Here is a 23,490-nt window from a genome sequence, read left to right as displayed (position 1 = left end):
ATACCGTCCAACCTGTCCAACCCGTCCATTTTTTTACCGCTGGACAGTCTGTTATAAAGTAGCCTATCCCCATTATTTTTCCCATTATTTTTATCCCCATTATTTTTTATCCCCATTATTTTTTTATTGATAATTGATGATATGATGAGATTGTTTGAGAGGTGATTGATGGATTTTAAAATTTAATAGTCCTCCATAAAATCCCTCTTCTTTTCACTATTTATTTGTTGCTCAATATATGCAATTTGTTGCTCTAAATACCGCTTATGTTTTAAAAAATTTATTGATGATGTGAATCCAATTAACGATGTATAAAATTCCTTGTCTTTTTGTAAATATGGAACGCGGCTACCCGAAGATACAAAAACATTAGGCTCAAATGAAAGCTTTTTAAAGAGCTTGTATGAGTCATTTTTTTGTAAAAAATAGGCTATAAACTCTTTTCTGTTTCCATGCGAAAGTTCGCTAATAAATTCAAAAATAAACACCATTTTATTTTCATCTTTTGAAAATTCAGCAATATATTTCTTTGTAATATGATCTATTTTACTTTGAATATCTTCGCTACCTTGCGGGCATGATAAGAAGCTTTTTAATATTTCGCCACTTCGCCACACTTTTTTAGATTTAGAAATATCAAAAATTGTTTCTATTATGTTGAAAAAAATTGCTTCAAAATCATCCCTTGACCAAAATATTTTCAAATCAATATGTATATTGTGTGAACTAATAACATCTTTTTTTTCAAATTTTTTATGAATAAATTTTTCTAAAAAAGAACTATCTAAAGTAACAAGTTTATTTAAAGCACTTGAACTATAATCAAAATATTGGCTTTTATTTACGCATAATAAATAAGCTTGTTTTAACAATTCTAAATCATTTCTAAAATACATCTCTAAATGTTTGGATATACCTGAATGTGAATTAAAAAAGTTTTCAATCCCATTTATAAAGTATTCATTTTCACTATTAGCCCTATCTATTAAAACATGGGCAACCTTAACAAAAATATTTGGCTCAATAGAAAGATAATTTTCTAAAAAATTTACATGAAGCGGTATAGATTGCAATTCAGAATTTTGATAAAGATTTAGTATTTCTTTAATATCATTTTTGTCAATTAGGTCATTTGAAAGATACTGAAAAAATCTAAACAACCAAGAGTTTTTTAAATTATAAGAATATTTTTGCAGGAGTTTATAAGCATGTTCTTTGCCTAAAATATCGATTAAATCCGTAGGGTTTTGGTTGATACTAAATGGGTTTGATAATTCAAGATATTTTTCAAATACTTGAGCGTATAGCAATTGGTTTTGTTTAGCTAGTATACAAAATAAATCTGCTAAATTTTCTTGAATCTTGTAATTATCACTACTATTATTAAAAATCGTATAACACCTATCAAATAACAATTCCCAATCAAGTAAATCATAGTTTTTCACTAATTTTGCTAGCCTGTCTTTTTTAATTTCATCCCAATCAGTCTTTTCATCTTTGTTTCTAGGCTCCTCTAAAGCAATTTCAGCCATGTCTAGCGTTATAATTTTTTCTAGCTCGTATATTGGATGTTGAAATTTATTACGAATGCTTGATTCATATAAAATATTGCACCTATCAAATCCATCTAAACATTCATTGGCAGCTTTTGTATGTTTATAAATATTAGGGTCAAAGTTAGTCTGAATAAATTGTATGATATTTTCGCTATCCCATTTTTCTACTTCGGAAAGTCCATATTGAGAATAATACACCTTAGATGGGTAATCTTTAATTAATCGTATAATGTCGTTTTGATATTTACTATCTTTATACAGAATAGACAAGTGTTTAAATATACTATTTCTAATTTTTTGCAGTTCATCGGTCTCTTGTAGTTTAAAGTGTTGTAACGTAAATTGCACACCTTTAGATTTACTATCTTGAAATTCGACTTTAAGAAACTCTTTGCAAATTTGAATGAATAATTTACAAATAAGTTCATTTTTGCCATTACTACAATTTTGCCAAACAGTCTCCAATAAAGTCTTTTCTTTCTCGTATCCCCGACGATAACTTTCATATTTGAAACCATACTCATCGGCTAAAATTTGTAGTGTATCTAAAAAAATTGACGGTCTTTTTTCAAAATAAGTGAGAATAAGTTGGGTGATTGGACTTATAGTTTGTGCGTTGTCGTATTGAAAAACTACAAGTTGCTTTAATATTTCATCATTTATGACATTTGTATTTCTCCTTGTCCAAAAATCAAGAGAATTTATATCAAACTCTTCATTTGCAATATTGTTAATTTTCTCTCTAAAGTAAATCAAAATATCTGTTTGCTTCAAATACCAAAAAACATCCATCACACGATATAAATTTTGTTCGTTATTTAAACATTTTTTCCATAGATTGTTTACAGGTTCTTTGAGTGAATCAACAATATATTGGGAGTTAAAAATATTTAAAAGAGGGTTAAGAATATCTGTAAATTTTGCTTTATATTGAGGAAAAAGATTTTCTAAAAAGGTATCAATTGGTATTTTTTTATTGAAAAATACTATTTTATAAAATAAATATGTAGATAATATCTGATCTGATATTTTTACAACTTTATTTTCATATAAATCAAATATTTCAAGATTATGTAGTTTTTCAACATCTTTCCAAAAATCATTTGATGGTATATTAAAAATAGTTTCAATTAATTTGAATTGCTCTTGATTTTCTTTGTCCACAACCCTAAAGAATGAAACAATCACAATAGTTAACAAAAGACTATCCTTGCTAAAGATTTCTAAATCCTTTTTTATATTTGAAAAATATTCATCATATAACGATGTAACATTGTATAAGGCATCTAAATTATTTTTTTCTTTTGCTATAGATGAAGCCATTAAAGCCAAACGAGGGTTTCCCTGTGATATGTTAACAATTCTTTCAAGATAGCTAGGATTTGTAATTTCATACTCATCTTTTATAATCTGTGTAATAGAGTCGTCATTTAATGCCTGTAATTCAAATTCGGATGAATTTAACTTTAAAGGTATTGTTTGTAAAACTCGATTTTTTGCATAATCTCTTACAGTGGCAACTATTTTAATACTGCCATTTTTAAGTTTTTCACCATAATAATTTTGAATATATTCCAGGGCAGTATGAATTCTATTAACATCATCAATCAAAACAAGATAAGATTTTTTTTCATCATCAAAATATGAAACCATATCATCAAAAATGTTTGCACCTCTGTTTAAAATAGATCTAAATAAAAAGTTGTTTTTTTTAGAGTATTCCTTGCAAACCTCAAGTGCTAGCTTGGTCTTTCCTATACCTGCAACACCTGTTATCAAAACTATAGCCGAATTTTTGATACTCGCATGTAAGTCCTCAGATTCTTTTTCTCTGCATAAAAGTGTAGTGTTTAAAGAGGTAGAGAAATTATTTGAATTATAATTTTTAATAAAATCGTCATAGTCTAATATTTGCCCTGTATCAATTGAGATATCTAGAAATTCTTTCGCTATGTTTGAGTAATTATTAAATAGTTTATTTGCAATTGTTGAGTTTCCTAAGACCATACAATCAATATTTTGTTCTGTACATTTGGCTTTTAAGTTTTCAACTTCACTAGGATTTAAATCTGAATTGCAAGCAAGTATTATTTTTTCAATTTTATTTACAGGAATACCTGTTTTTTCCTCCTCAAAACATTTGCCCAAATCCTGTAAGAACTTATTTGCAATACTAGTTTTTTGAGTTGTATATTCTATAAATATATAATTACCATTTTCTAAATTTACATAACTATCAGGTGTGCCTGTTTTCGGTTTATTTTCTCCTAACTTGGCACCATTCGAAACTATGCTATATGAATAGTGTTTTGCTAAATAAGCATCCATTAGTTTATGAAAAACTGTTGCGTCAATTTCTTTTAATGATTTTTCTATTTGGTTAATTTTGGACATTTTTTTAATAACTATTAAAGGCAATGATATTCTATCAATATAAAGGATCAAATTAAAACTAAATTTGTCATAATAATTCTACGAATTATTACAGTTTAGTAAAATAAGTTAGTTCTAATAAGGATTTTATTACTTTTACAAAAATATTATTAACGCTTTATGCCGCCGTTTCTCCAAAATCCAACTGGCTTATTAACTAAAAAATTTACTTTCATATCAAAACAAGTATCATAAATTCAATATTTCATAACTATTCCAATGGTTCAAAATATAAAACCCCAACAATTTCAGACAACAATCTAAACTTTCTTATTTCAAACCCGTTAAACTAAACAAAAAAAATCGGAGTAAAAAAATGAGTAAAAAACGAACCAAATACACCTCAGCATTTAAAACAAAATTAGTGCTTGAGTTATTACAAAATGAAAGCACCTTGGTGCAGATTGCTAGCAAGCATAACATCCTTCCACAAAACCTACAAAACTGGAAGAAAACCTTCCTTGCTAATGCTGAAATTGCCATGGAGCCATCCAAGGCGGTTAAAGAATACAAAGAAGAGCTTGTTAAATCACAAAAACAAAATGAGCGCTTAACAGCTCTGGTAGGCAAGGTAACCGTAGAGAAGGAATGGTTAGCAAAAAAGCTAAAAAGCTTGGGCTTATCTAATCTTAAACAATTAGTTGACTTCAAGCCGTCTTCAACATCTGCAACACAACCTTTATCAATTAATCAACAATGCCAACTGTTGAGCATTAACAGGAGTGGCTTATATTACACACCGCGTACCAATGTGCGTAAAGATAAAATTAAATCTCATATCACCAAGGTGTTTGAACAAATACCTATTTACGGTGAGAAAAAAGTGCATCAACAACTACTTGAAGACGGTTACAAGGTAAGTTTAAACACAGTGGCTCGTTATCGCCAAGCGTTGGGGTTAAAAGCGGTGTTAGCGGTTAAACAGGTTAATACAGCCATACCAATCAAAGCACATAAAAAATACAGTTATAAGCTTCGAGGTCTTGGTATTAACCACGCTAATCAAGTTTGGAGTACAGACATCACCTACATTAAGATTGCGGGAGGTATGGTGTATATGGCTGCTATTATTGATTGGCATTCCAAGGCTGTTTTATCACACAGAATATCCAACACAATGGATTCACAGTTAGTGATGAGCGTACTCAACGATGCTTTAGAAAAATACCCGCACCCAGAGATATTTAATACCGATCAAGGCAGTCAATACACCAGTGAGGTGCACACCAAGCGACTCAAAAAACTGGGTATTACTATCTCAATGGACGGCAAAGGCAGAGCCACAGATAATATCTGCATTGAACGCTTCTGGAGAAGTGCTAAATGTGAAAGGATTTATTTAAACGAATACCAAACTATCAGTGAGTTAACCACGGATGTAGATGATTATATTGAGTTTTATAATCACCAAAGATTCCATGAAACATTGAAATATAAAAAACCAATGGATGTGTATCAAGAAAGTATAAAATTGAATCAGAAAAAGAAGAGGGCTTCTTAGGGTTTGCTATATAAGAAAATTTAGAAAGTTGTTTGAGGTTTTGGGGTAATGTACTTTGCTAATAGAGACCTTTGCATAAATATGAATAATCATCAAAACGCCATCTTTCATCAAATTACAAACTTTTTAAAAACACCCTTAGCCCTGCTAGGAGTGGATTTAAAAAATTTCCAATTTAATAAAATCTGTCATTTTGCTAATCATCCCTATTTATGCAAAGGTCTCTAATAATATACTGAACAGGGAATTTATTGCAACAACACCCAATAGCAAATGGGTAAGCGACACTACCTTTGTTTGGACGCAGCAAGGTTGGTTGTATTTAGCAACTGTGATTGATTTATACTCACGCAAAGTTGCTGGTTGGTCAATGGGCAAGAATAATGACACAGCGCTCGTAATTGACGCCCTGAGCATGGCAATCAAAAACAAGCCAAGACAACAGCAAGTATTGCTGCATTCAGATCAAGGCTCTACTTACAGGGCTTATGAGTATTTAGCATTATTTAAAGCAAATAACATTACCCAAAGCATGAGTAGAAAAGGAGAATGCTATGATAATGCAGTCGCTGAGAGCTTTTTTAACACACTCAAAACCGAGCTAGCGAGCTAGTCAATCAACAAACCTACCAAACCAGAGCGCAAGCAACAAGTGCAATCTTTGAATATATTGAAGTGTTTTACAACAAGATTAGACGACATTCAACGATTGGTTATTATTCACCCAATGATTATGAACAAGCGTTTTATAAGGAGAATTACCCAACTTAACAAAAGCCTTTTAGGCTTAAGTTGGGTTGGCTTCGCTAATTTGGGGGGGCAAGCCCCCCCCAAACCCCATTGTTCAATCAAAAAGAACAAGGGTATAATTTATTGAAGTGGTGTCCAGTCAAGTGGGGGAACCGAACTCTGACCCTAATTTAGGGCTTTCGGATGGCTTTTGGTTAAAAGAAGGAGCGTTAAAGTTAGCATAGCGGTCAATGAAATTAAAAATAAATTATCTTGATAGTATGGGCTATCTATATTTAAATACAGTGTACCACTAAATATATATCTTAAAAAAAAATCACTGATAGCGATAAAAAAAACGAATGAGTATTTAGAAATAATTTTTCTAGTTTTGAAAAGAATTTCATATAAAAAATTCAATAAAAATAACACTGCGAATGTTTGGTATATTAGCATTAATCCACTTAATATTAAGTTCTGAATTGAGTTTGGAAAAAAAATAAAAAATAAAAAATAAAAAATAAAAAATAAAAAATAAAAAATAAAAAATAAAAAATAAAAAATAAAAAACAGTTGGTGTTTTTTAATAAAAAAATATTCTTCAACTACAATATAAATTTGAATTATGAATAAAATCCAATATATAGCAAAATTTGCAATTAAACTGATAAAAAATATTAAATAATGAGATCCTTCATCTAAATCATAATTATTTACAAAAGCTAAAAACGCTGTAAACAAACAAACGACAACCGCAAAAAAAGATGGCCATAATATGTCATAATCATCTTTTAGGGTTTTAACCAATATATTACTCATTTAACTTTGTTTGAATTTTATCGAGTGCTTGTTTGCTATTCGTGTCCACATGATCGCCATATACTGCATCTTTAATCAATGATATTACAGGGCTGACAAAATGCCCAATTCCAACTTTATTAGATACTTCAATTTCAACGTTGATTACTTTTGGATTGTTGTCTATGGTTTGTTTTGCAGGGAAATTTTTTCTGTCTTTTTCAGTTAAACCAATATTGTCAATTCCTCCTAGTCTTTGAATTATATCGCTCCTGTCAGAAGCGTTAATGATTCTAGCCTTAGGTTTATAAGCATCAAAATTTATTTTATAATCATCTCTATTAGGCGTTGATAAAAATAATCCACCATCAATTACTTGAGCGTATCCTTGATTCACTAGTTTATTTGTTACTAATTTTTGCACATTACCTCCATGAGAGTGTCCTGATAGGTAAATTGGTTCATTGGGGTTATTTTTTAGTTCTTGAATTATTTTATTTGTTACTTTTTCTGCAAGTTGCTCTCTTGATGGTTTGTTGTTTTCAAGGTTCTGTTCTCCATTTTTACCAAGAGCTATTACCTCTAGTTTGTCATCATTAAAAAAATCTTTTAGTTTATCAGTAAAGCTTTTTTCCACATCTTTTTTAGATGAAAATGTTCCAGGTACATGAATAATAAAATTATTCTCAACCGCATTACTAGCCGCTTGATCAGCTGTCCCAACATCCTTACCCAAACCTTGAGCAATAACAGCAGTCCCCACTCTCGCTAAAGCAGTCGTGTCTTTCTTGTATTGATCAAACTCTGCCTTAGTCATTTTGCTAATGTCTTTGCCTTGATACTTACCAACTTGCTCTGCAATAACCTCCCCAACAACCGCCCCAACCGCACCACTGCCACAATCCTTACCTTGTATCTTTGCTCCTGCACAACCCAGTGCGGCATGGGCTGCTTTGTGTCCTATCTCTCCTAGGTTGACTTTGTTGTCGCCTATTAGGTTGGCACCTTTGGCAAGCCCCGTTGTTAAAACACTGCTTGCTAGATTGGTTTTAAGGTTGTCTGCTAGAGAGCCGCCGTTAATAGCAGTGCTTACTGCTGTTGTTATGGCGGTGTTTTGTAGTCCGTTTTGTAAGTTGGTGTTGAAGTCTACATTGGGGTTGTAACTGGTGGTTTCAACGCCTTTTGCGTTTAGTGTTTTTGCACCGTATTGGTCTAGGGTATATTGACTAGCACCTGCTGTTAATGCAGTTTTTAGCATGGCTTTAGGGTCAATCGCTAGACTGTTGCCAGTGATGCCTGCGGTAAGTACGGCTGCGGCTAATTGTGTTTTTACACTTGCCATAGCGGCGTTTATGAAGCCATTGGCAGTGCCACCAGTCAGAGCAGTAGCAGCTACTTGGACAATAATTGCACCTAGTCCACTGAGGGTGGTGGTGGATTCATCCCAGTTTTTGTTGGAGATGTTGACATCACTTAGGGTGATGCCTTGGGCTTTGAGTTGTTGGCTAAGTTGGGTGTTGAGGGCATCGGCTGAACTAAGTTGTTTGAGTTGTTGTATTTGAGTGGGGGTTAGTTGGGTATTGGCTAACTGATTATTGGTTAAGCGTTTGTTGGTTAGTTGATTATTGGTTAATTGCTGATTATTAATACTGAGTTTGTCTTTGGCTTTTATTACTGCGATGACTTTGGTTTGTTTGTTGTGTCCTTTGTCGGTGATGGTCTTGGTTAAAAAGCCTGATGATTCAGTTTGGATTTGTTTGAAGTCTAGGTCTTTGTCTGAGACTAGGTTGAGTAGGTCGGTGGTGATTTTGATGGTGTCTGCTTTGAGTTTGGAGGCTTGGACTTGGGTAATTTTATTAGTAATAATTAAGTCTTTGGCTTGGAGGGTGCTTTGGATGTTATCTGTGGTGCTGGTTGTGGTGGTATCGTTGTGCCCGCCACCAAACAAACCGCCTTTTGATTCTGAGTGGAGTTGGGTGTTCGTGGTGTCTTTGACTGAGGCAATGTTTAGGGCTTTGCTTTGGATGTTGATTTGGTTGTCTGCTTGGAGGTTTGCACCTTTGATGATAACTTGTTCGTTAGCGCTGATGTTAATGTCAGTGGCTTTTATTTGGCTTTTAAGGTTGGTGGTTGCGTTTTCTTTGAGATAGTTTTTGCTATTGCCTGAGTAAAAGTCGCCTACTTGTTGGGTGGTGGTTAAGACAACATTATTAGCATTTAAATCTAGTTTGTTATCAGCATTTAGGTTTGAGCCAGCAAGGTTGATGTTTTTATTGGTGGTTAGGGTGATGTTGTTGGCGATGATGTTGGATTGTTCGCCGATGAGTTTTTTGGTGTCTTTGGTAGAGCCTTGTGAGTAATCTACATTTTTCTCAAAGCGGATGTTGTTGATGTTGCCGTTGATGCTGGTGAGGGTGATGTCTTTGGCTTGGATATTGGCACTAATGTTGCTGATGTCGTTGTTTGCAAGTAGGGTTAGGGTGTTGCCTGCTTGCAGGGTGCCACCTTGGTTGAGGATGTTGTCTAATGCACTCACTGAGAGGTTGTCTCCTGCTTTGACGAGACCTGTGTTTTTGAGTTGGTTAACAGTAAGACTAATGTCTTTGCCTGCAATGATTTTACTGCCTTCAACTTGGTATTGATGGGTGTTGGCTATGTAAACTCTTGGGATTAGGGCTTGGGTTGTTGTGCCGTTGGCTAGGGTGATGGTTTGAGGTTCCATCCAGACGATATCTTGGGTGAGTTGTGCAATTTGTTCAGGGGTAAGGCTAATACCGGGGGAGAGTTCTAGGTCTTTTTGTTGGGTGATGGCATTGTCCATCAATTGTTGGTATTGGGCGTTATCACTAGTGATGTCTTTGGTTAGGAATCTTCTGCCTGTTTGTTGTAAAAGTTGTTCTTTAATCAGTTTTTGTTCGTAGAAGCCATCGCCGATGCGTTTGAGTGTTTTGTCAGGGTTAAAGTTAATGTGTTTGAGTAAGTAATCAGAACTGATAAAGTTATTATAAAGAGTGAACTCTGGGTTGGTTTCTATGAGGTAGTCTGTTTGTGGGTTTTGGGATTGGACGAATAAACCTGTGGTGCCAGTGGGTAGAGTGATGGGTAATGGGGTTTGGGTGACTATGGTTGGGTTGGTAGATTGAGTGTTGGTGGTTTGGGTTTGGATGGTTGCGTTTACGACTGGGCTGAATGCTAAGTAGAGAGAGAAATAGGTGATTAGCAGTTTTTTGAACATGGAGGTATTTTAACTGGGTTTGGGTTGGGTTGGATTGGATATGGATTGTATTTTTGTGGTTATAAAGTAGCCTATCCCCATTATTTTTTTTGGGTTTGGATGGTTGCGTTTACGACTGGGCTGAATGCTAAGTAGAGGGAGAAATAGGTGATTAGCAGTTTTTTGAACATGGAGGTATTTTAACTGGGTTTGGGTTGGATTGGATATGGATTGTATTTTTGTGGTTATAAAGTAGCCTATCCCCATTATTTTTTTGCTAATTATTTGAATAAATTACACTCTGACCCTAATTATTCATGACCCTAATTATTCACTCTGACCCTAATTATTCACTCTGAAACTCCCCCAATAAACTGGACACTAAATTTTAACATTTAGGAGTCCAAAATGACAAGAAAATACACAGCCTTCACCAAAGCCTTTAAACTAGAAACCCTAGCACTAGCAAATCAACCAAATACTTGCATTGCACAGCTTGCAAGAGATTTAGGTTTACGCAGAAACATGATCTACAAATGGAGGATTGAATTGAATCAAAAACAAGATAAAGCCTTTAAAAGAACCGCCGATACTGCCAACACAGCACATCACAAAGCAACACATTCGGCGTTATTAAAGCAAAACAAACAACTTGCAAAAGACCTTAAACTGGCTCAAATGGAGGTAGAAATCCTAAAAAAGGCTCAAGCCTTCTTCAAAGGTCAAAACAGTTAAGATTTAAGTTTATCGCCTCAGAGGCGATAAACTACCCAATCACTGTTTTGTGTCGCTGTATGCAGGTATCCAAGAGCGGATACTACTACTGGAAGCATACACCACAAAGACCTAGAAGTAGGCAGAACGATAAAATCGTATTACAAATCATTCAAGCCTTTAAAAATAGTAGGCAAACCTATGGTTCGCCTAGGATTTATCACGAACTAAAAGCCCAAGGCGTTAAGGTTAGCCTGAATAAGGTGGCGAGGCTGATGAACAAAAACAACATATATGCCCATTTTAGTATTCGCCATAAAAAGGCAAAAATACCTAGAAACAATATTAACTTTGCTAATAGAGACCTTTGCATAAATATGAATAATCATCAAAACGCCATCTTTCATCAAATTACAAACTTTTTAAAAACACCCTTAGCCCTGCTAGGAGTGGATTTAAAAAATTTCCAATTTAATAAAATCTGTCATTTTGCTAATCATCCCTATTTATGCAAAGGTCTCTAATAATATACTGAACAGGGAATTTATTGCAACAACACCCAATAGCAAATGGGTAAGCGACACTACCTTTGTTTGGACGCAGCAAGGTTGGTTGTATTTAGCAACTGTGATTGATTTATACTCACGCAAAGTTGCTGGTTGGTCAATGGGCAAGAATAATGACACAGCGCTCGTAATTGACGCCCTGAGCATGGCAATCAAAAACAAGCCAAGACAACAGCAAGTATTGCTGCATTCAGATCAAGGCTCTACTTACAGGGCTTATGAGTATTTAGCATTATTTAAAGCAAATAACATTACCCAAAGCATGAGTAGAAAAGGAGAATGCTATGATAATGCAGTCGCTGAGAGCTTTTTTAACACACTCAAAACCGAGCTAGCGAGCTAGTCAATCAACAAACCTACCAAACCAGAGCGCAAGCAACAAGTGCAATCTTTGAATATATTGAAGTGTTTTACAACAAGATTAGACGACATTCAACGATTGGTTATTATTCACCCAATGATTATGAACAAGCGTTTTATAAGGAGAATTACCCAACTTAACAAAAGCCTTTTAGGCTTAAGTTGGGTTGGCTTCGCTAATTTGGGGGGGCAAGCCCCCCCAACCCCATTGTTCAATCAAAAAGAACAAGGGTATAATTTATTGAAGTGGTGTCCAGTCAAGTGGGGGAACCGAACTCTGACCCTAATTTAGGGCTTTCGGATGGCTTTTGGTTAAAAGAAGGAGCGTTAAAGTTAGCATAGCGGTCAATGAAATTAAAAATAAATTATCTTGATAGTATGGGCTATCTATATTTAAATACAGTGTACCACTAAATATATATCTTAAAAAAAAATCACTGATAGCGATAAAAAAAACGAATGAGTATTTAGAAATAATTTTTCTAGTTTTGAAAAGAATTTCATATAAAAAATTCAATAAAAATAACACTGCGAATGTTTGGTATATTAGCATTAATCCACTTAATATTAAGTTCTGAATTGAGTTTGGAAAAAAAATAAAAAATAAAAAATAAAAAATAAAAAATAAAAAATAAAAAATAAAAAATAAAAAATAAAAAATAAAAAACAGTTGGTGTTTTTTAATAAAAAAATATTCTTCAACTACAATATAAATTTGAATTATGAATAAAATCCAATATATAGCAAAATTTGCAATTAAACTGATAAAAAATATTAAATAATGAGATCCTTCATCTAAATCATAATTATTTACAAAAGCTAAAAACGCTGTAAACAAACAAACGACAACCGCAAAAAAAGATGGCCATAATATGTCATAATCATCTTTTAGGGTTTTAACCAATATATTACTCATTTAACTTTGTTTGAATTTTATCGAGTGCTTGTTTGCTATTCGTGTCCACATGATCGCCATATACTGCATCTTTAATCAATGATATTACAGGGCTGACAAAATGCCCAATTCCAACTTTATTAGATACTTCAATTTCAACGTTGATTACTTTTGGATTGTTGTCTATGGTTTGTTTTGCAGGGAAATTTTTTCTGTCTTTTTCAGTTAAACCAATATTGTCAATTCCTCCTAGTCTTTGAATTATATCGCTCCTGTCAGAAGCGTTAATGATTCTAGCCTTAGGTTTATAAGCATCAAAATTTATTTTATAATCATCTCTATTAGGCGTTGATAAAAATAATCCACCATCAATTACTTGAGCGTATCCTTGATTCACTAGTTTATTTGTTACTAATTTTTGCACATTACCTCCATGAGAGTGTCCTGATAGGTAAATTGGTTCATTGGGGTTATTTTTTAGTTCTTGAATTATTTTATTTGTTACTTTTTCTGCAAGTTGCTCTCTTGATGGTTTGTTGTTTTCAAGGTTCTGTTCTCCATTTTTACCAAGAGCTATTACCTCTAGTTTGTCATCATTAAAAAAATCTTTTAGTTTATCAGTAAAGCTTTTTTCCACATCTTTTTTAGATGAAAATGTTCCAGGTACATGAATAATAAAATTATTCTCAACCGCATTACTAGCCGCTTGATCAGCTGTCCCAACATCCTTACCCAAACCTTGAGCAATAACAGCAGTCCCCACTCTCGCTAAAGCAGTCGTGTCTTTCTTGTATTGATCAAACTCTGCCTTAGTCATTTTGCTAATGTCTTTGCCTTGATACTTACCAACTTGCTCTGCAATAACCTCCCCAACAACCGCCCCAACCGCACCACTGCCACAATCCTTACCTTGTATCTTTGCTCCTGCACAACCCAGTGCGGCATGGGCTGCTTTGTGTCCTATCTCTCCTAGGTTGACTTTGTTGTCGCCTATTAGGTTGGCACCTTTGGCAAGCCCCGTTGTTAAAACACTGCTTGCTAGATTGGTTTTAAGGTTGTCTGCTAGAGAGCCGCCGTTAATAGCAGTGCTTACTGCTGTTGTTATGGCGGTGTTTTGTAGTCCGTTTTGTAAGTTGGTGTTGAAGTCTACATTGGGGTTGTAACTGGTGGTTTCAACGCCTTTTGCGTTTAGTGTTTTTGCACCGTATTGGTCTAGGGTATATTGACTAGCACCTGCTGTTAATGCAGTTTTTAGCATGGCTTTAGGGTCAATCGCTAGACTGTTGCCAGTGATGCCTGCGGTAAGTACGGCTGCGGCTAATTGTGTTTTTACACTTGCCATAGCGGCGTTTATGAAGCCATTGGCAGTGCCACCAGTCAGAGCAGTAGCAGCTACTTGGACAATAATTGCACCTAGTCCACTGAGGGTGGTGGTGGATTCATCCCAGTTTTTGTTGGAGATGTTGACATCACTTAGGGTGATGCCTTGGGCTTTGAGTTGTTGGCTAAGTTGGGTGTTGAGGGCATCGGCTGAACTAAGTTGTTTGAGTTGTTGTATTTGAGTGGGGGTTAGTTGGGTATTGGCTAACTGATTATTGGTTAAGCGTTTGTTGGTTAGTTGATTATTGGTTAATTGCTGATTATTAATACTGAGTTTGTCTTTGGCTTTTATTACTGCGATGACTTTGGTTTGTTTGTTGTGTCCTTTGTCGGTGATGGTCTTGGTTAAAAAGCCTGATGATTCAGTTTGGATTTGTTTGAAGTCTAGGTCTTTGTCTGAGACTAGGTTGAGTAGGTCGGTGGTGATTTTGATGGTGTTTGCTTGGAGTTTGGAGGCTTGGACTTGGGTAATTTTATTAGTAATAATTAAGTCTTTGGCTTGGAGGGTGCTTTGGATGTTATCTGTGGTGCTGGTTGTGGTGGTATCGTTGTGCCCGCCACCAAACAAACCGCCTTTTGATTCTGAGTGGAGTTGGGTGTTCGTGGTGTCTTTGACTGAGGCAATGTTTAGGGCTTTGCTTTGGATGTTGATTTGGTTGTCTGCTTGGAGGTTTGCACCTTTGATGATAACTTGTTCGTTAGCGCTGATGTTAATGTCAGTGGCTTTGATTTGGCTTTTAAGGTTGGTGGTTGAGTTTTCTTTGAGGTAGTTTTTGCTATTGCCTGAGTAAAAGTCGCCTACTTGTTGGGTGGTGGTTAAGACAACATTATTAGCATTTAAATCTAGTTTGTTATCAGTGTTTAGGTTTGAGCCAGCAAGGTTGATGTTTTTATTGGTGGTTAGGGTGATGTTGTTGGCGATGATGTTGGATTGTTCGCCGATGAGTTTTTTGGTGTCTTTGGTAGAGCCTTGTGAGTAATCTACATTTTTCTCAAAGCGGATGTTGTTGATGTTGCCGTTGATGCTGGTGAGGGTGATGTTTTTGGCTTGGATATTGGCACTAATGTTGTTGATGTCGTTGTTGGCAAGTAGGGTTAGGGTGTTGCCTGCTTGCAGGGTGCCACCTTGGTTGAGGATGTTGTCTAATGCACTAACTGAGAGGTTGTCTCCTGCTTTGATGAGACCTGTGTTTTTGAGTTGGTTAACAGTAAGACTAATGTCTTTGCCTGCAATGATTTTACTGCCTTCAACTTGGTATTGATGGGTGTTGGCTATGTAAACTCTTGGGATTAGGGCTTGGGTTGTTGTGCCGTTGGCTAGGGTGATGGTTTGAGGTTCCATCCAGACGATATCTTGGGTGAGTTGTGCAATTTGTTCAGGGGTAAGGCTAATACCGGGGGAGAGTTCTAGGTCTTTTTGTTGGGTGATGGCATTGTCCATCAATTGTTGGTATTGGGCGTTATCACTAGTGATGTCTTTGGTTAGGAATCTTCTGCCTGTTTGTTGTAAAAGTTGTTCTTTAATCAGTTTTTGTTCGTAGAAGCCATCGCCGATGCGTTTGAGTGTTTTATCAGGGTTAAAGTTAATGTGTTTGAGTAAGTAATCAGAACTGATAAAGTTATTATAAAGAGTGAACTCTGGGTTGGTTTCTATGAGGTAGTCTGTTTGTGGGTTTTGGGATTGGACGAATAAACCTGTGGTGCCAGTGGGTAGAGTGATGGGTAATGGGGTTTGGGTGACTATGGTTGGGTTGGTAGATTGAGTGTTGGTGGTTTGGGTTTGGGTATCTACTTTGTTATTGGCAACGGCTTGAGTGTCGGTGGTTTGGGTTTGGGTGTTTACCTTATCCTTAGTAACGGCTTTTTGGTTGGTAGTTTGAGTTTGGGTGTTGATGGCGGTGTTGGTAACAGCTTGAGTGTTGGTGGTTTGGGTTTGGGTGTTCACCTCATCCTTAGTAACAGCTTTTTGGTTGGTAGTTTGAGTTTGGGTGTTGATGGCGGTGTTGGTAACAGCTTGAGTGTTGGTGGTTTGGGTTTGGGTGGTTACTGTTTGAACATTAACATTATTATCTTGCTGGGCAATAGACTGGGTATTGGCAGTTGTGGTTGTGGTTTGGGTTTGACTAGGGGTGGTGGAGACAGAAACGCCGCTGTTGATGTTGCCGTTGTTTAGGTTGTTGATGTTGCCAGTGATGCTTCCGCCTGCTTGGATAGTGGAGGCGATGGTTTGGATAATTTTTCTGGATTTGTCGATAGAGGTTCCTGCATAAACTTGTCGGTTACCATGAGAGGTGCAAAATATAACAAATCTTTTTTTGCAAAAACGCTGATTGCGATACTTTGCCGTACTGATTGTTGTTAATTCAACAATTTGTAATGCATCATTGTCCACTACTTGCGAAGCCAAATGCATATCTCCTGCAGCACTAATTAATGAGTACTGATTTTTAATACTGTCCACAGTTAAATTCATATTACTACCTGAATTAAGCCGTGCAGATTTAGGGTTGCTATTTAAAATCACTCTTTCAACAGTTGTAGTTTTCACATCTTTACAATTGCTACCACAATCATTGGTTACAGTATCTTCTGAGACTGTTTCTCCTCCTGTTATTGTTTGAGTACTTGCATCATAGCTACCTGTTACACTGGGTATGTCGGTCTTGTTCTCAAGTGATTTCGCATAAATATTGATATTTCCCTGATAAGTCTGAATCGTGGCTTTGTCATTAATAACCTTGTTGGTTTTGTTATTGTCTGCATCTTTGGCAATGGTTAGATTGTTAAAAGCAAAGATATTAGCATCTTCGGTGTTATTTAGCTTGTTAACAACATAAAGCTTCATATCGTTGCCTGAGAATAGGGTTTGGTTGTTGGTTAGGTTGTTACTTGTGGTTAAAGTTAAATCTTGTGCGGCATTAAAAAAGCCGTTATTGGTAATATTTTGTGCGGTTACATTTAGGTTTTCTTTACTGCTAATTCTTGAATGGTTGATAACATCACTTGTGATGTTAATATTACTATTACCAGTACCGCCACTAATGGTTTTGTTATTGGTTAGATTATCTGCGTTGATGGTTAATGCACCTTCACTAGAGATAAGATTATTGTTGGTTAAGTCGCCTTGGGTGATTAAGTCAAAATTACCATTAGCAGTTAACTCAGCGTTGTTAATAATATAATCTTTAGCATCAATGGTTAAATCACCGCCACTGCCAATATTGGAGCCAACAGTGTTATTAAGGTGTGGAATGATAATCTTTAAATCTTTATTGGCATAAATTTTAGAGTTGTTGACATCAATGCTATCAGTATCCAATATCATAGATTTAGCACTAATATCACCATTCGTATTATCAATGTTTTGTTCAATATCAACATTACTAGCACCATAAGCAATTAACTTGGCATTTTGATTGTTAAAGTTATTTGCCTTAATAGTGATGTCGCCTAAAGCGATAATTTTAGAATTTTGATTATTAAGATTATTAACGCTAGTTATGCTTAAAGTGTTATCACTGGATATTTGATTGTTATTATCTAAATTATTAGTAGCAATTGTTAAGTTGTTTTTAGCGTGAATTGTGCCACTATTGGTTATGTCTTCAGTTGTTAATGTTGCATTATTGGCGATTATGTATTTTTGATTGTTTAGAGTTTTAGCATTGAGTGTTAGAGTTTGGTTGGATTGGGTTGTGCCTTGATTAGTAAATAGGTTGCTAATATTCAATAGCATATTATTGACTGCTAATAGGGCTGTGTCAGTAATGCTTAGATTGTTGGTAGTAATGTTGGTGTTGTTGGCACTGATTTTTGTGTTTGCGCCTGTGGTTGTTATATTGGTGGCTGTAATATTTAGTTCGTTTGTTGCCGTAATATCACCTGAGTTGTTCAGTGTATTAGCAAAAATGCTTTGGTTGTTATTAGCATGTAGTGTGCCTGCATTGGTGATGAGGTTGGTTTTGGTGTTATCAATACTGTCTAAAGATTTTTTAATGTTGAGGTTGTTGCCTGCAACGATGCTACTATCTGTTTGATTGTCTAGCTCATTGGTGGCTAGATTTATATTTTGTGTGGCTTGGATGGTGCCTTGGTTGGTGGTTTTGATAGTTGCGGTAATGTTGGTATTTTTAGCAATGATATTGGCTTGGTTGTCAAGTTCATTGGTTGTTAGTGTGAATTGGTTGTCTGCTTGGATGTTGCCAGCAGTGTTGGTGAGTTTGTTGGTATTGTTAATGGTTAAATCATTGACTGTTAAGATATTACCTGAGTTGGTTATATCGTCGGTGATTACTGTCATGTTAGTGGTAATGATGTCTTTTTGGTTGTCTAAGGTCTTGGCGTTTAAGTTTAGGGTTTGATTGGCTTGGATTTTGCCGTTATTTGTTAAAAGGTTGGCGATTTGTAAATCAATGTCTTTGACTGCTAAGATGTTGGTACTGGTGTTGGTTAAGTTATTGGCAGTGATATTGGTATTGTTGGCATTTATCTCGCCACCTGTGGTGCTAATATCGGTGACTGTTATGCTTAAATCCTTGCTTGCACCGATGTTGCCGTTGGTGTTGGTGAGCGTGGTTGCAAGAATAGTGTTGTTATTGTTGGCGTGCAGTGTGCCTGCGTTGGTGATGAGGTTAGTTTTAGTGTTATCAGTATTGTCTAGGGATTTTTTAATGTTGAGATTGTTGCCTGTAATGATATTTGCAGCTGTTTGATTGTCTAGTTCATTGGTGGCTAGATTTATATTTTGTGTGGCTTGGATGGTGCCTTGGTTGGTGGTTTTGATAGTTGCGGTAATGTTGGTATTTTTAGCAATGATATTGGCTTGGTTGTCAAGTTCATTGGTGTTGAGCGTTAATAAATTGTCAGCTTGAATGGTGCCTGTGTTGGTTGTGGTGCTAATATTGGTGAGTTTGTTGGTATTGTTAATAACAAGATTATTAGCACTTAACAAGTTACCACTGTTGGTAATGTCATCGGTATTGATGTTTAGGTTGTTAGCTGTGATGTCTTTTTGGTTGTCCAAAGTTTTAGCGTTTATATCAAGTTGTTGATTGGCTTGGATTGTGCCTTGGTTGGTAAATAGGTTGCTAATGCTTAATAGCATATTATTGACTGCTAATAGGGCTGTGTCAGTAATGCTTAGATTGTTGGTCGTAGTAATATTCGTATCATTGGCACTTATCTTGCCACCTGTGGTAGTCATATTAGTAGCCGTAATATTCAGTTCGTTTGTTGCCGTAATATCACCTGAGTTGTTTAGTCTATTAGCAAAAATGCTTTGGTTGTTATTAGCATGCAATGTGCCTGCATTGGTGATTAGATTACTTGCAGTATTGTCGCTATTGCCATTGCTGTTTAGATGCTTTTTAATGCTTAAATCATTGTCTGCAACGATGCTACTATTTGTTTGATTGTCTAGCTCATTGGTGGCTAGATTTATATTTTGTGTGGCTTGGATGGTGCCTTGGTTGGTGGTTTTGGTGGTTGCGGTAATGTTGACATTTTTAGCAATGATATTGGCTTGGTTGTCAAGTTCATTAGTTGTTAGTGTAAATTGGTTGTCTGCTTGGATGTTGCCAGCAGTGTTGGTGAGTTTGTTGGTATTGTTAATGGTTAAATCATTAACTGTTAAGATATTACCTGAGTTGGTTATATCGTCGGTGGTTACTGTCATGTTAGTGGTAATGATGTCTTTTTGGTTGTCTAAGGTCTTGGCGTTTAAGTTTAGGGTTTGATTGGCTTGGATTTTGCCTTGGTTGGTTAATAGATTGGCAATTTGTAAGTTGATGTTATTCACAGCAGACAAAATTGTGTCAATAATGCTTAGATTGTTGGTAGTAATGTTAGTGTTGTTGGCGCTGATTTTTGTATTCGCACCTGTGGTTGTTATGTCAGTGGCTGTAATATTGAGTTCTTTTGTTGCGGTAATATCGCCTGAGTTGTTAAGTGTGGTTGCAAGAATAGTATTGTTATTGTTAGCGTGCAGTGTGCCTTGGTTGGTGATGAAGTTAGTTTTGGTGTCGTTGCTATTGCTGTCACTATTGCCATTACTATGACTATTTAAATGTTTTTTAATAATTAAGTCGGTGCCTGCAATGATACTGCCATCCGTTTGGTTGTTGAGTTCATTAGTAGCTAGGTTGAGTGTTTGTGTAGTTTGGATGGTGCCTGAGTTAGTGGTTTTGGTGGTTGCGGTAATGTTGGTATTTTTAGCAATGATATTGGCTTGGTTGTTGAGTTCATTGGTTGTTAGTGTGAATTGGTTGTCTGCTTGGATATTGCCAGCAGTGTTGGTGAGTTTGTTGGTATTGTTAATAACAAGATTATTAGCACTTAACAAGTTACCACTGTTGGTAATGTCATCGGTATTGATGTTTAGGTTGTTAGCTGTGATGTCTTTTTGGTTGTCCAAAGTTTTAGCGTTTATATCAAGTTGTTGATTGGCTTGGATTGTGCCTTGGTTGGTAAATAGGTTGCTAATGCTTAATAGCATATTATTGACCGCCAATAGGGCTGTGTCAGTGATGCTTAGATTGTTAGTTGTAGTAATATTCGTATCATTGGCGCTTATCTTGCCACCTGTGGCGGTCATATTAGTAGCCGCAATATTCAGTTCGTTTGTTGCCGTAACATCACCTGAGTTGTTCAGTGTATTAGCAATGATGCTTTGGTTGTTATTAGCATGCAGTGTGCCTGCGTTAGTGATGAGATTGGTTTTGGTGTTATCAGCACCGTCTAAAGATTTTTTAATGTTGAGGTTGTTGCCTGCAATGATGCTACCGCCTGTTTGATTGTCTAGTTCATTGGTGGCTAGGTTTATATTTTGTGTGGCTTGGATGCTGCCTTGGTTGGTGGTTTTAGTGGTTGCGGTAATGTTGGCGTTTTTAGCAATGATATTGGACTGGTTGTGAAGTTCATTGGTTGTTAGTGTGAATTGGTTGTCTGCTTGGATATTGCCAGCGGTGTTGGTGAGTTTGTTGGTATTGTTAATAACAAGATTATTAGCACTTAACAAGTTACCATTGTTGGTAATGTCATCGGTATTGATGTTTAGGTTGTTGGCCGTGATGCTTTTTTGGTTGTCCAAAGTTTTAGCACTTATATCAAGTTGTTGATTGGCTTGGGTTGTGCCTTGATTAGTAAATAGGTTGCTAATATTCAATAGCATATTTATTGACTGCTAATAGGGCTGTGTCAGTAATACTTAGATTGCTGGCAGTAATGTTGGTGTTGTTGGCACTGATTTTTGTGTTTGTGCCTGTGGCTGTTATGTCGGTGGCTGTTATGTTTAAATCCTTACTTGCACTGATGTTGCCGTTGGTGTTGGTGAGTGTGGTTGCAAGAATAGTGTTGTTATTGTTGGCGTGCAGTGTGCCTGCGTTGGTGATTAGATTACTTGCAGTATTGTTGATATTGCCATTACTGTTTAGATGCTTTTTAATGCTTAAATCATTACCTGCAACAATACTACCACTTGTTTGGTTGTTAAGTTCATTGGTGACTAGATTTAAATCTTGTGTGGTTTGGATGACGCCTTGGTTAGTGGTTTTGGTAGTTGCAGTAATGTTGGCGTTTTTAGCAACGATATTGGCTTGGTTGTCAAGTTCATGGGTTGTTAATGTGAATTGGTTGTCTGCTTGGATTTTGCCAGCAGTGCTGGTGAGTTTGTTGGTATTGTTAATGGTTAAATTATTGACTGTTGAGATGTTGCCAGAGTTGGTTATATCATCGGTGATTACTGTCATATTAGTGGCAATAATGTCTTTTTGGTTATCTAAGGTCTTGGCGTTTAAGTTTAGGGTTTGATTGGCTTGGATTTTGCCGTTATTTGTTAAAAGGTTGGCGATTTGTAAATCAATGTCTTTGACTGCTAAGATGTTGGTACTGGTGTTGGTTAAGTTATTGGCAGTGATATTGGTATTGTTGGCATTTATCTCGCCACCTGTGGCGCTAATATCGGTGGCTGTTATGTTTAAATCTTTACTTGCGGTAATATCGCCTGAGTTGTTAAGTGTGGTTGCAAGAATAGTGTTGTTATTGGCATGCAGTGTGCCTGCGTTGGTGATTAGATTACTTGCAGTATTGTTGATATTGCCATTGCTGTTTAGATGCTTTTTAATGCTTAAATCATTACCTGCAACAATGCTACCACCTGTTTGGTTGTTAAGTTCGTTAGTAGCTAGGTTAAGGTTGGTAACGGCTTGGATGATGCCTTGGTTGGTGGTTTTGGTAGCATTTATGTTTAATATCCCATGGCTATTCTGGGTTAAATCTGCATTTAAACCTGCGATAATTTGTGATTGATTGTTGAGTTTCTCACTACTAATATTGATAACATTTTTTGCTGAAACAATGCCTTGTATTACATCAATTTTGTGATCTGCATGAATATCTAAGGCTTGTTCGCTATAAAGATTACCCTTAACGCTTACTTCATCACTTGAGGTGATTTGAATATCGCCTTTTGCACTCATTTTTTGTAAAGATATATTACCTTTGTTATCAATAAAAATACCACTAGTAGAGGCTGATACTTCAGGTGGTAGATTAACCCCTAAGCCTTGGTCAGTACCTACAAGGGTAATTCGATTGGCATACATACCGCCTAATGCAGATGTATCAAGCAATAAATTTTGAACTTGCCCCGAATTACTTGATTGGGTAATACTGCCGTTTTCATTAATAATATTCTTACCTAACTTAATGTTAATGTTTTTAGCGTTAATACCCGCATTAAGTTGCAGGTAGTGACTATAAACATTCACACTATCCTGATTACTTGTATCTAAACCTGTGCCTTCAATTAGGACATCACCGCCATTCACAATGAAACCATTAAATTGATTGTTGTCAAAGGTTGATTTGCCTGTGGTTAAAGTAATGTTGTTGGTGTTGATAAAGCCAGCACCATTAATAGTTAAACCGTTAGGATTGGCAATGATTAAATCTGCTTTTTGACCCGCTACCTCAGTCCACCCTTTTAGACTAGAGCGACTCGTGCTAGTAACTTCATTCAAAATGAGTGTTGCGTTATTGGTTAGACCTTTGTTACCAAAAATAATACCGCCAAGTTGGGTATTAATATTAGTTTGCTTTGAATTGTTAAGAATTAACCCTTCACTACCAACATTGTAATGAATAAATTTGTTGTGCGATAATCCATTGCTATTAGGATTGGCAATATTAACAATAGGAACATTATTACGAGCTTTGTCTAATGTGGTATTGGTTGAGCCGTCTATTTTAAGTGGTACACCATAAGCCACTAAAGGCGTAAATGCCAAATATGCAGCAAAATAGATTAGGAATATTTTTTTTAAAAATAGTAGCATTTATTAAAATGA

14 protein-coding genes are annotated in these 23,490 nt (G+C 35.8%); 8 read left to right on the top strand and 6 right to left on the bottom strand.

From position 1 onward, the window contains the following. Positions 1–182: 182 nt before the first annotated feature. Positions 183–3,950, bottom strand: coding sequence for an AAA family ATPase (locus tag AB8525_RS03700; protein ID WP_369178699.1), 3,768 nt, complete (start codon positions 3,948–3,950; stop codon positions 183–185). A gap of 355 nt (positions 3,951–4,305) precedes the next feature. On the opposite strand from AB8525_RS03700, the gene AB8525_RS03695 reads away from it, so the two are divergent. From AB8525_RS03695 to AB8525_RS03680, 4 genes are all read left to right on the top strand, one after another. Continuing rightward, positions 4,306–5,490 carry an IS3 family transposase gene (locus AB8525_RS03695; protein ID WP_369150786.1) on the top strand — a complete coding sequence of 395 codons (1,185 nt, stop codon included), beginning with the start codon at positions 4,306–4,308 and terminating at the stop codon, positions 5,488–5,490. 81 nt (positions 5,491–5,571) lie between these two features. Further along, the gene (locus tag AB8525_RS03690) at positions 5,572–5,718 is read left to right on the top strand and encodes a hypothetical protein (protein ID WP_369149988.1); all 147 of its coding nucleotides are present in this window, start codon (positions 5,572–5,574) and stop codon (positions 5,716–5,718) included. Beyond that, positions 5,684–6,103: an IS3 family transposase gene (locus AB8525_RS03685; protein ID WP_369178693.1), complete on the top strand. Its 420-nt coding sequence runs from the start codon at positions 5,684–5,686 to the stop codon at positions 6,101–6,103. Before AB8525_RS03690 ends, AB8525_RS03685 begins: the two co-directional genes overlap by 35 nt. 44 nt (positions 6,104–6,147) lie before the next feature. Next, positions 6,148–6,261 (top strand): IS3 family transposase, encoded by a 114-nt coding sequence (locus AB8525_RS03680; protein WP_369179003.1) that lies wholly within the window; start codon positions 6,148–6,150, stop codon positions 6,259–6,261. A gap of 144 nt (positions 6,262–6,405) precedes the next feature. Here the strand turns inward: AB8525_RS03680 and AB8525_RS03675 are convergent, their stop codons facing one another. Continuing rightward, positions 6,406–7,038: a hypothetical protein gene (locus AB8525_RS03675; protein WP_369178691.1), complete on the bottom strand. Its 633-nt coding sequence runs from the start codon at positions 7,036–7,038 to the stop codon at positions 6,406–6,408. Then, positions 7,031–10,252 carry a DUF637 domain-containing protein gene (locus AB8525_RS03670; RefSeq protein WP_369178697.1) on the bottom strand — a complete coding sequence of 1,074 codons (3,222 nt, stop codon included), beginning with the start codon at positions 10,250–10,252 and terminating at the stop codon, positions 7,031–7,033. Before AB8525_RS03670 ends, AB8525_RS03675 begins: the two co-directional genes overlap by 8 nt. A 387-nt stretch (positions 10,253–10,639) precedes the next feature. On the opposite strand from AB8525_RS03670, the gene AB8525_RS03665 reads away from it, so the two are divergent. Genes AB8525_RS03665 through AB8525_RS03650 form a run of 4 tightly spaced genes read left to right on the top strand, consistent with a single transcriptional unit; the run spans position 10,640 to position 12,012 of the window. After that, on the top strand, positions 10,640–10,966 hold the full coding sequence (locus AB8525_RS03665) for a transposase (protein WP_369150253.1): 327 nt from the start codon (positions 10,640–10,642) through the stop codon (positions 10,964–10,966). 59 nt (positions 10,967–11,025) lie between these two features. Continuing rightward, positions 11,026–11,469 (top strand): IS3 family transposase, encoded by a 444-nt coding sequence (locus tag AB8525_RS03660; RefSeq protein WP_369178695.1) that lies wholly within the window; start codon positions 11,026–11,028, stop codon positions 11,467–11,469. Further along, a complete protein-coding gene (locus AB8525_RS03655; RefSeq protein WP_369178693.1) occupies positions 11,435–11,854 on the top strand; it encodes an IS3 family transposase in 420 nt (139 codons plus the stop codon). Before AB8525_RS03660 ends, AB8525_RS03655 begins: the two co-directional genes overlap by 35 nt. A gap of 44 nt (positions 11,855–11,898) precedes the next feature. After that, a complete protein-coding gene (locus tag AB8525_RS03650) occupies positions 11,899–12,012 on the top strand; it encodes an IS3 family transposase (RefSeq protein WP_369179003.1) in 114 nt (37 codons plus the stop codon). Positions 12,013–12,154: 142 nt separating this feature from the next. On the opposite strand, the gene AB8525_RS03645 is transcribed toward AB8525_RS03650, so the two are convergent. Genes AB8525_RS03645 through AB8525_RS03635 form a run of 3 tightly spaced genes read right to left on the bottom strand, consistent with a single transcriptional unit; the run spans position 12,155 to position 23,430 of the window. After that, positions 12,155–12,787 (bottom strand): hypothetical protein, encoded by a 633-nt coding sequence (locus AB8525_RS03645; protein WP_369178691.1) that lies wholly within the window; start codon positions 12,785–12,787, stop codon positions 12,155–12,157. Further along, positions 12,780–21,314 (bottom strand): hypothetical protein, encoded by an 8,535-nt coding sequence (locus AB8525_RS03640; protein ID WP_369178689.1) that lies wholly within the window; start codon positions 21,312–21,314, stop codon positions 12,780–12,782. The genes AB8525_RS03645 and AB8525_RS03640 overlap by 8 nt, the downstream gene beginning before the upstream one ends. Next, a complete protein-coding gene (locus AB8525_RS03635) occupies positions 21,298–23,430 on the bottom strand; it encodes a filamentous hemagglutinin N-terminal domain-containing protein (protein ID WP_369178687.1) in 2,133 nt (710 codons plus the stop codon). Before AB8525_RS03635 ends, AB8525_RS03640 begins: the two co-directional genes overlap by 17 nt. Between the last annotated feature and the right edge of the window lie 60 nt (positions 23,431–23,490).

It is taken from the genome of Candidatus Thiodubiliella endoseptemdiera (assembly GCF_964212635.1).
Taxonomy (GTDB): Bacteria; Pseudomonadota; Gammaproteobacteria; order PS1; family Pseudothioglobaceae; genus Thiodubiliella; species Thiodubiliella endoseptemdiera.
Note: the sequence above shows the minus strand (reverse complement) of the source record. Positions and strands in the feature narration are given on the sequence as shown.

Excerpts from the sequence above, each read along its gene's own strand:
- AB8525_RS03665 (WP_369150253.1), top strand. The coding sequence starts at position 10,640 with ATGACAAGAAAATACACAGCCTTCACCAAAGCCTTTAAACTAGAAACC.
- AB8525_RS03700 (WP_369178699.1), bottom strand. The coding sequence starts at position 3,950 with ATGTCCAAAATTAACCAAATAGAAAAATCATTAAAAGAAATTGACGCA.
- AB8525_RS03690 (WP_369149988.1), top strand. The coding sequence starts at position 5,572 with ATGAATAATCATCAAAACGCCATCTTTCATCAAATTACAAACTTTTTA.
- AB8525_RS03640 (WP_369178689.1), bottom strand. The coding sequence starts at position 21,314 with ATGCTATTGAATATTAGCAACCTATTTACTAATCAAGGCACAACCCAA.
- AB8525_RS03675 (WP_369178691.1), bottom strand. The coding sequence starts at position 7,038 with ATGAGTAATATATTGGTTAAAACCCTAAAAGATGATTATGACATATTA.
- AB8525_RS03660 (WP_369178695.1), top strand. The coding sequence starts at position 11,026 with ATGCAGGTATCCAAGAGCGGATACTACTACTGGAAGCATACACCACAA.
- AB8525_RS03670 (WP_369178697.1), bottom strand. The coding sequence starts at position 10,252 with ATGTTCAAAAAACTGCTAATCACCTATTTCTCTCTCTACTTAGCATTC.
- AB8525_RS03695 (WP_369150786.1), top strand. The coding sequence starts at position 4,306 with ATGAGTAAAAAACGAACCAAATACACCTCAGCATTTAAAACAAAATTA.
- AB8525_RS03645 (WP_369178691.1), bottom strand. The coding sequence starts at position 12,787 with ATGAGTAATATATTGGTTAAAACCCTAAAAGATGATTATGACATATTA.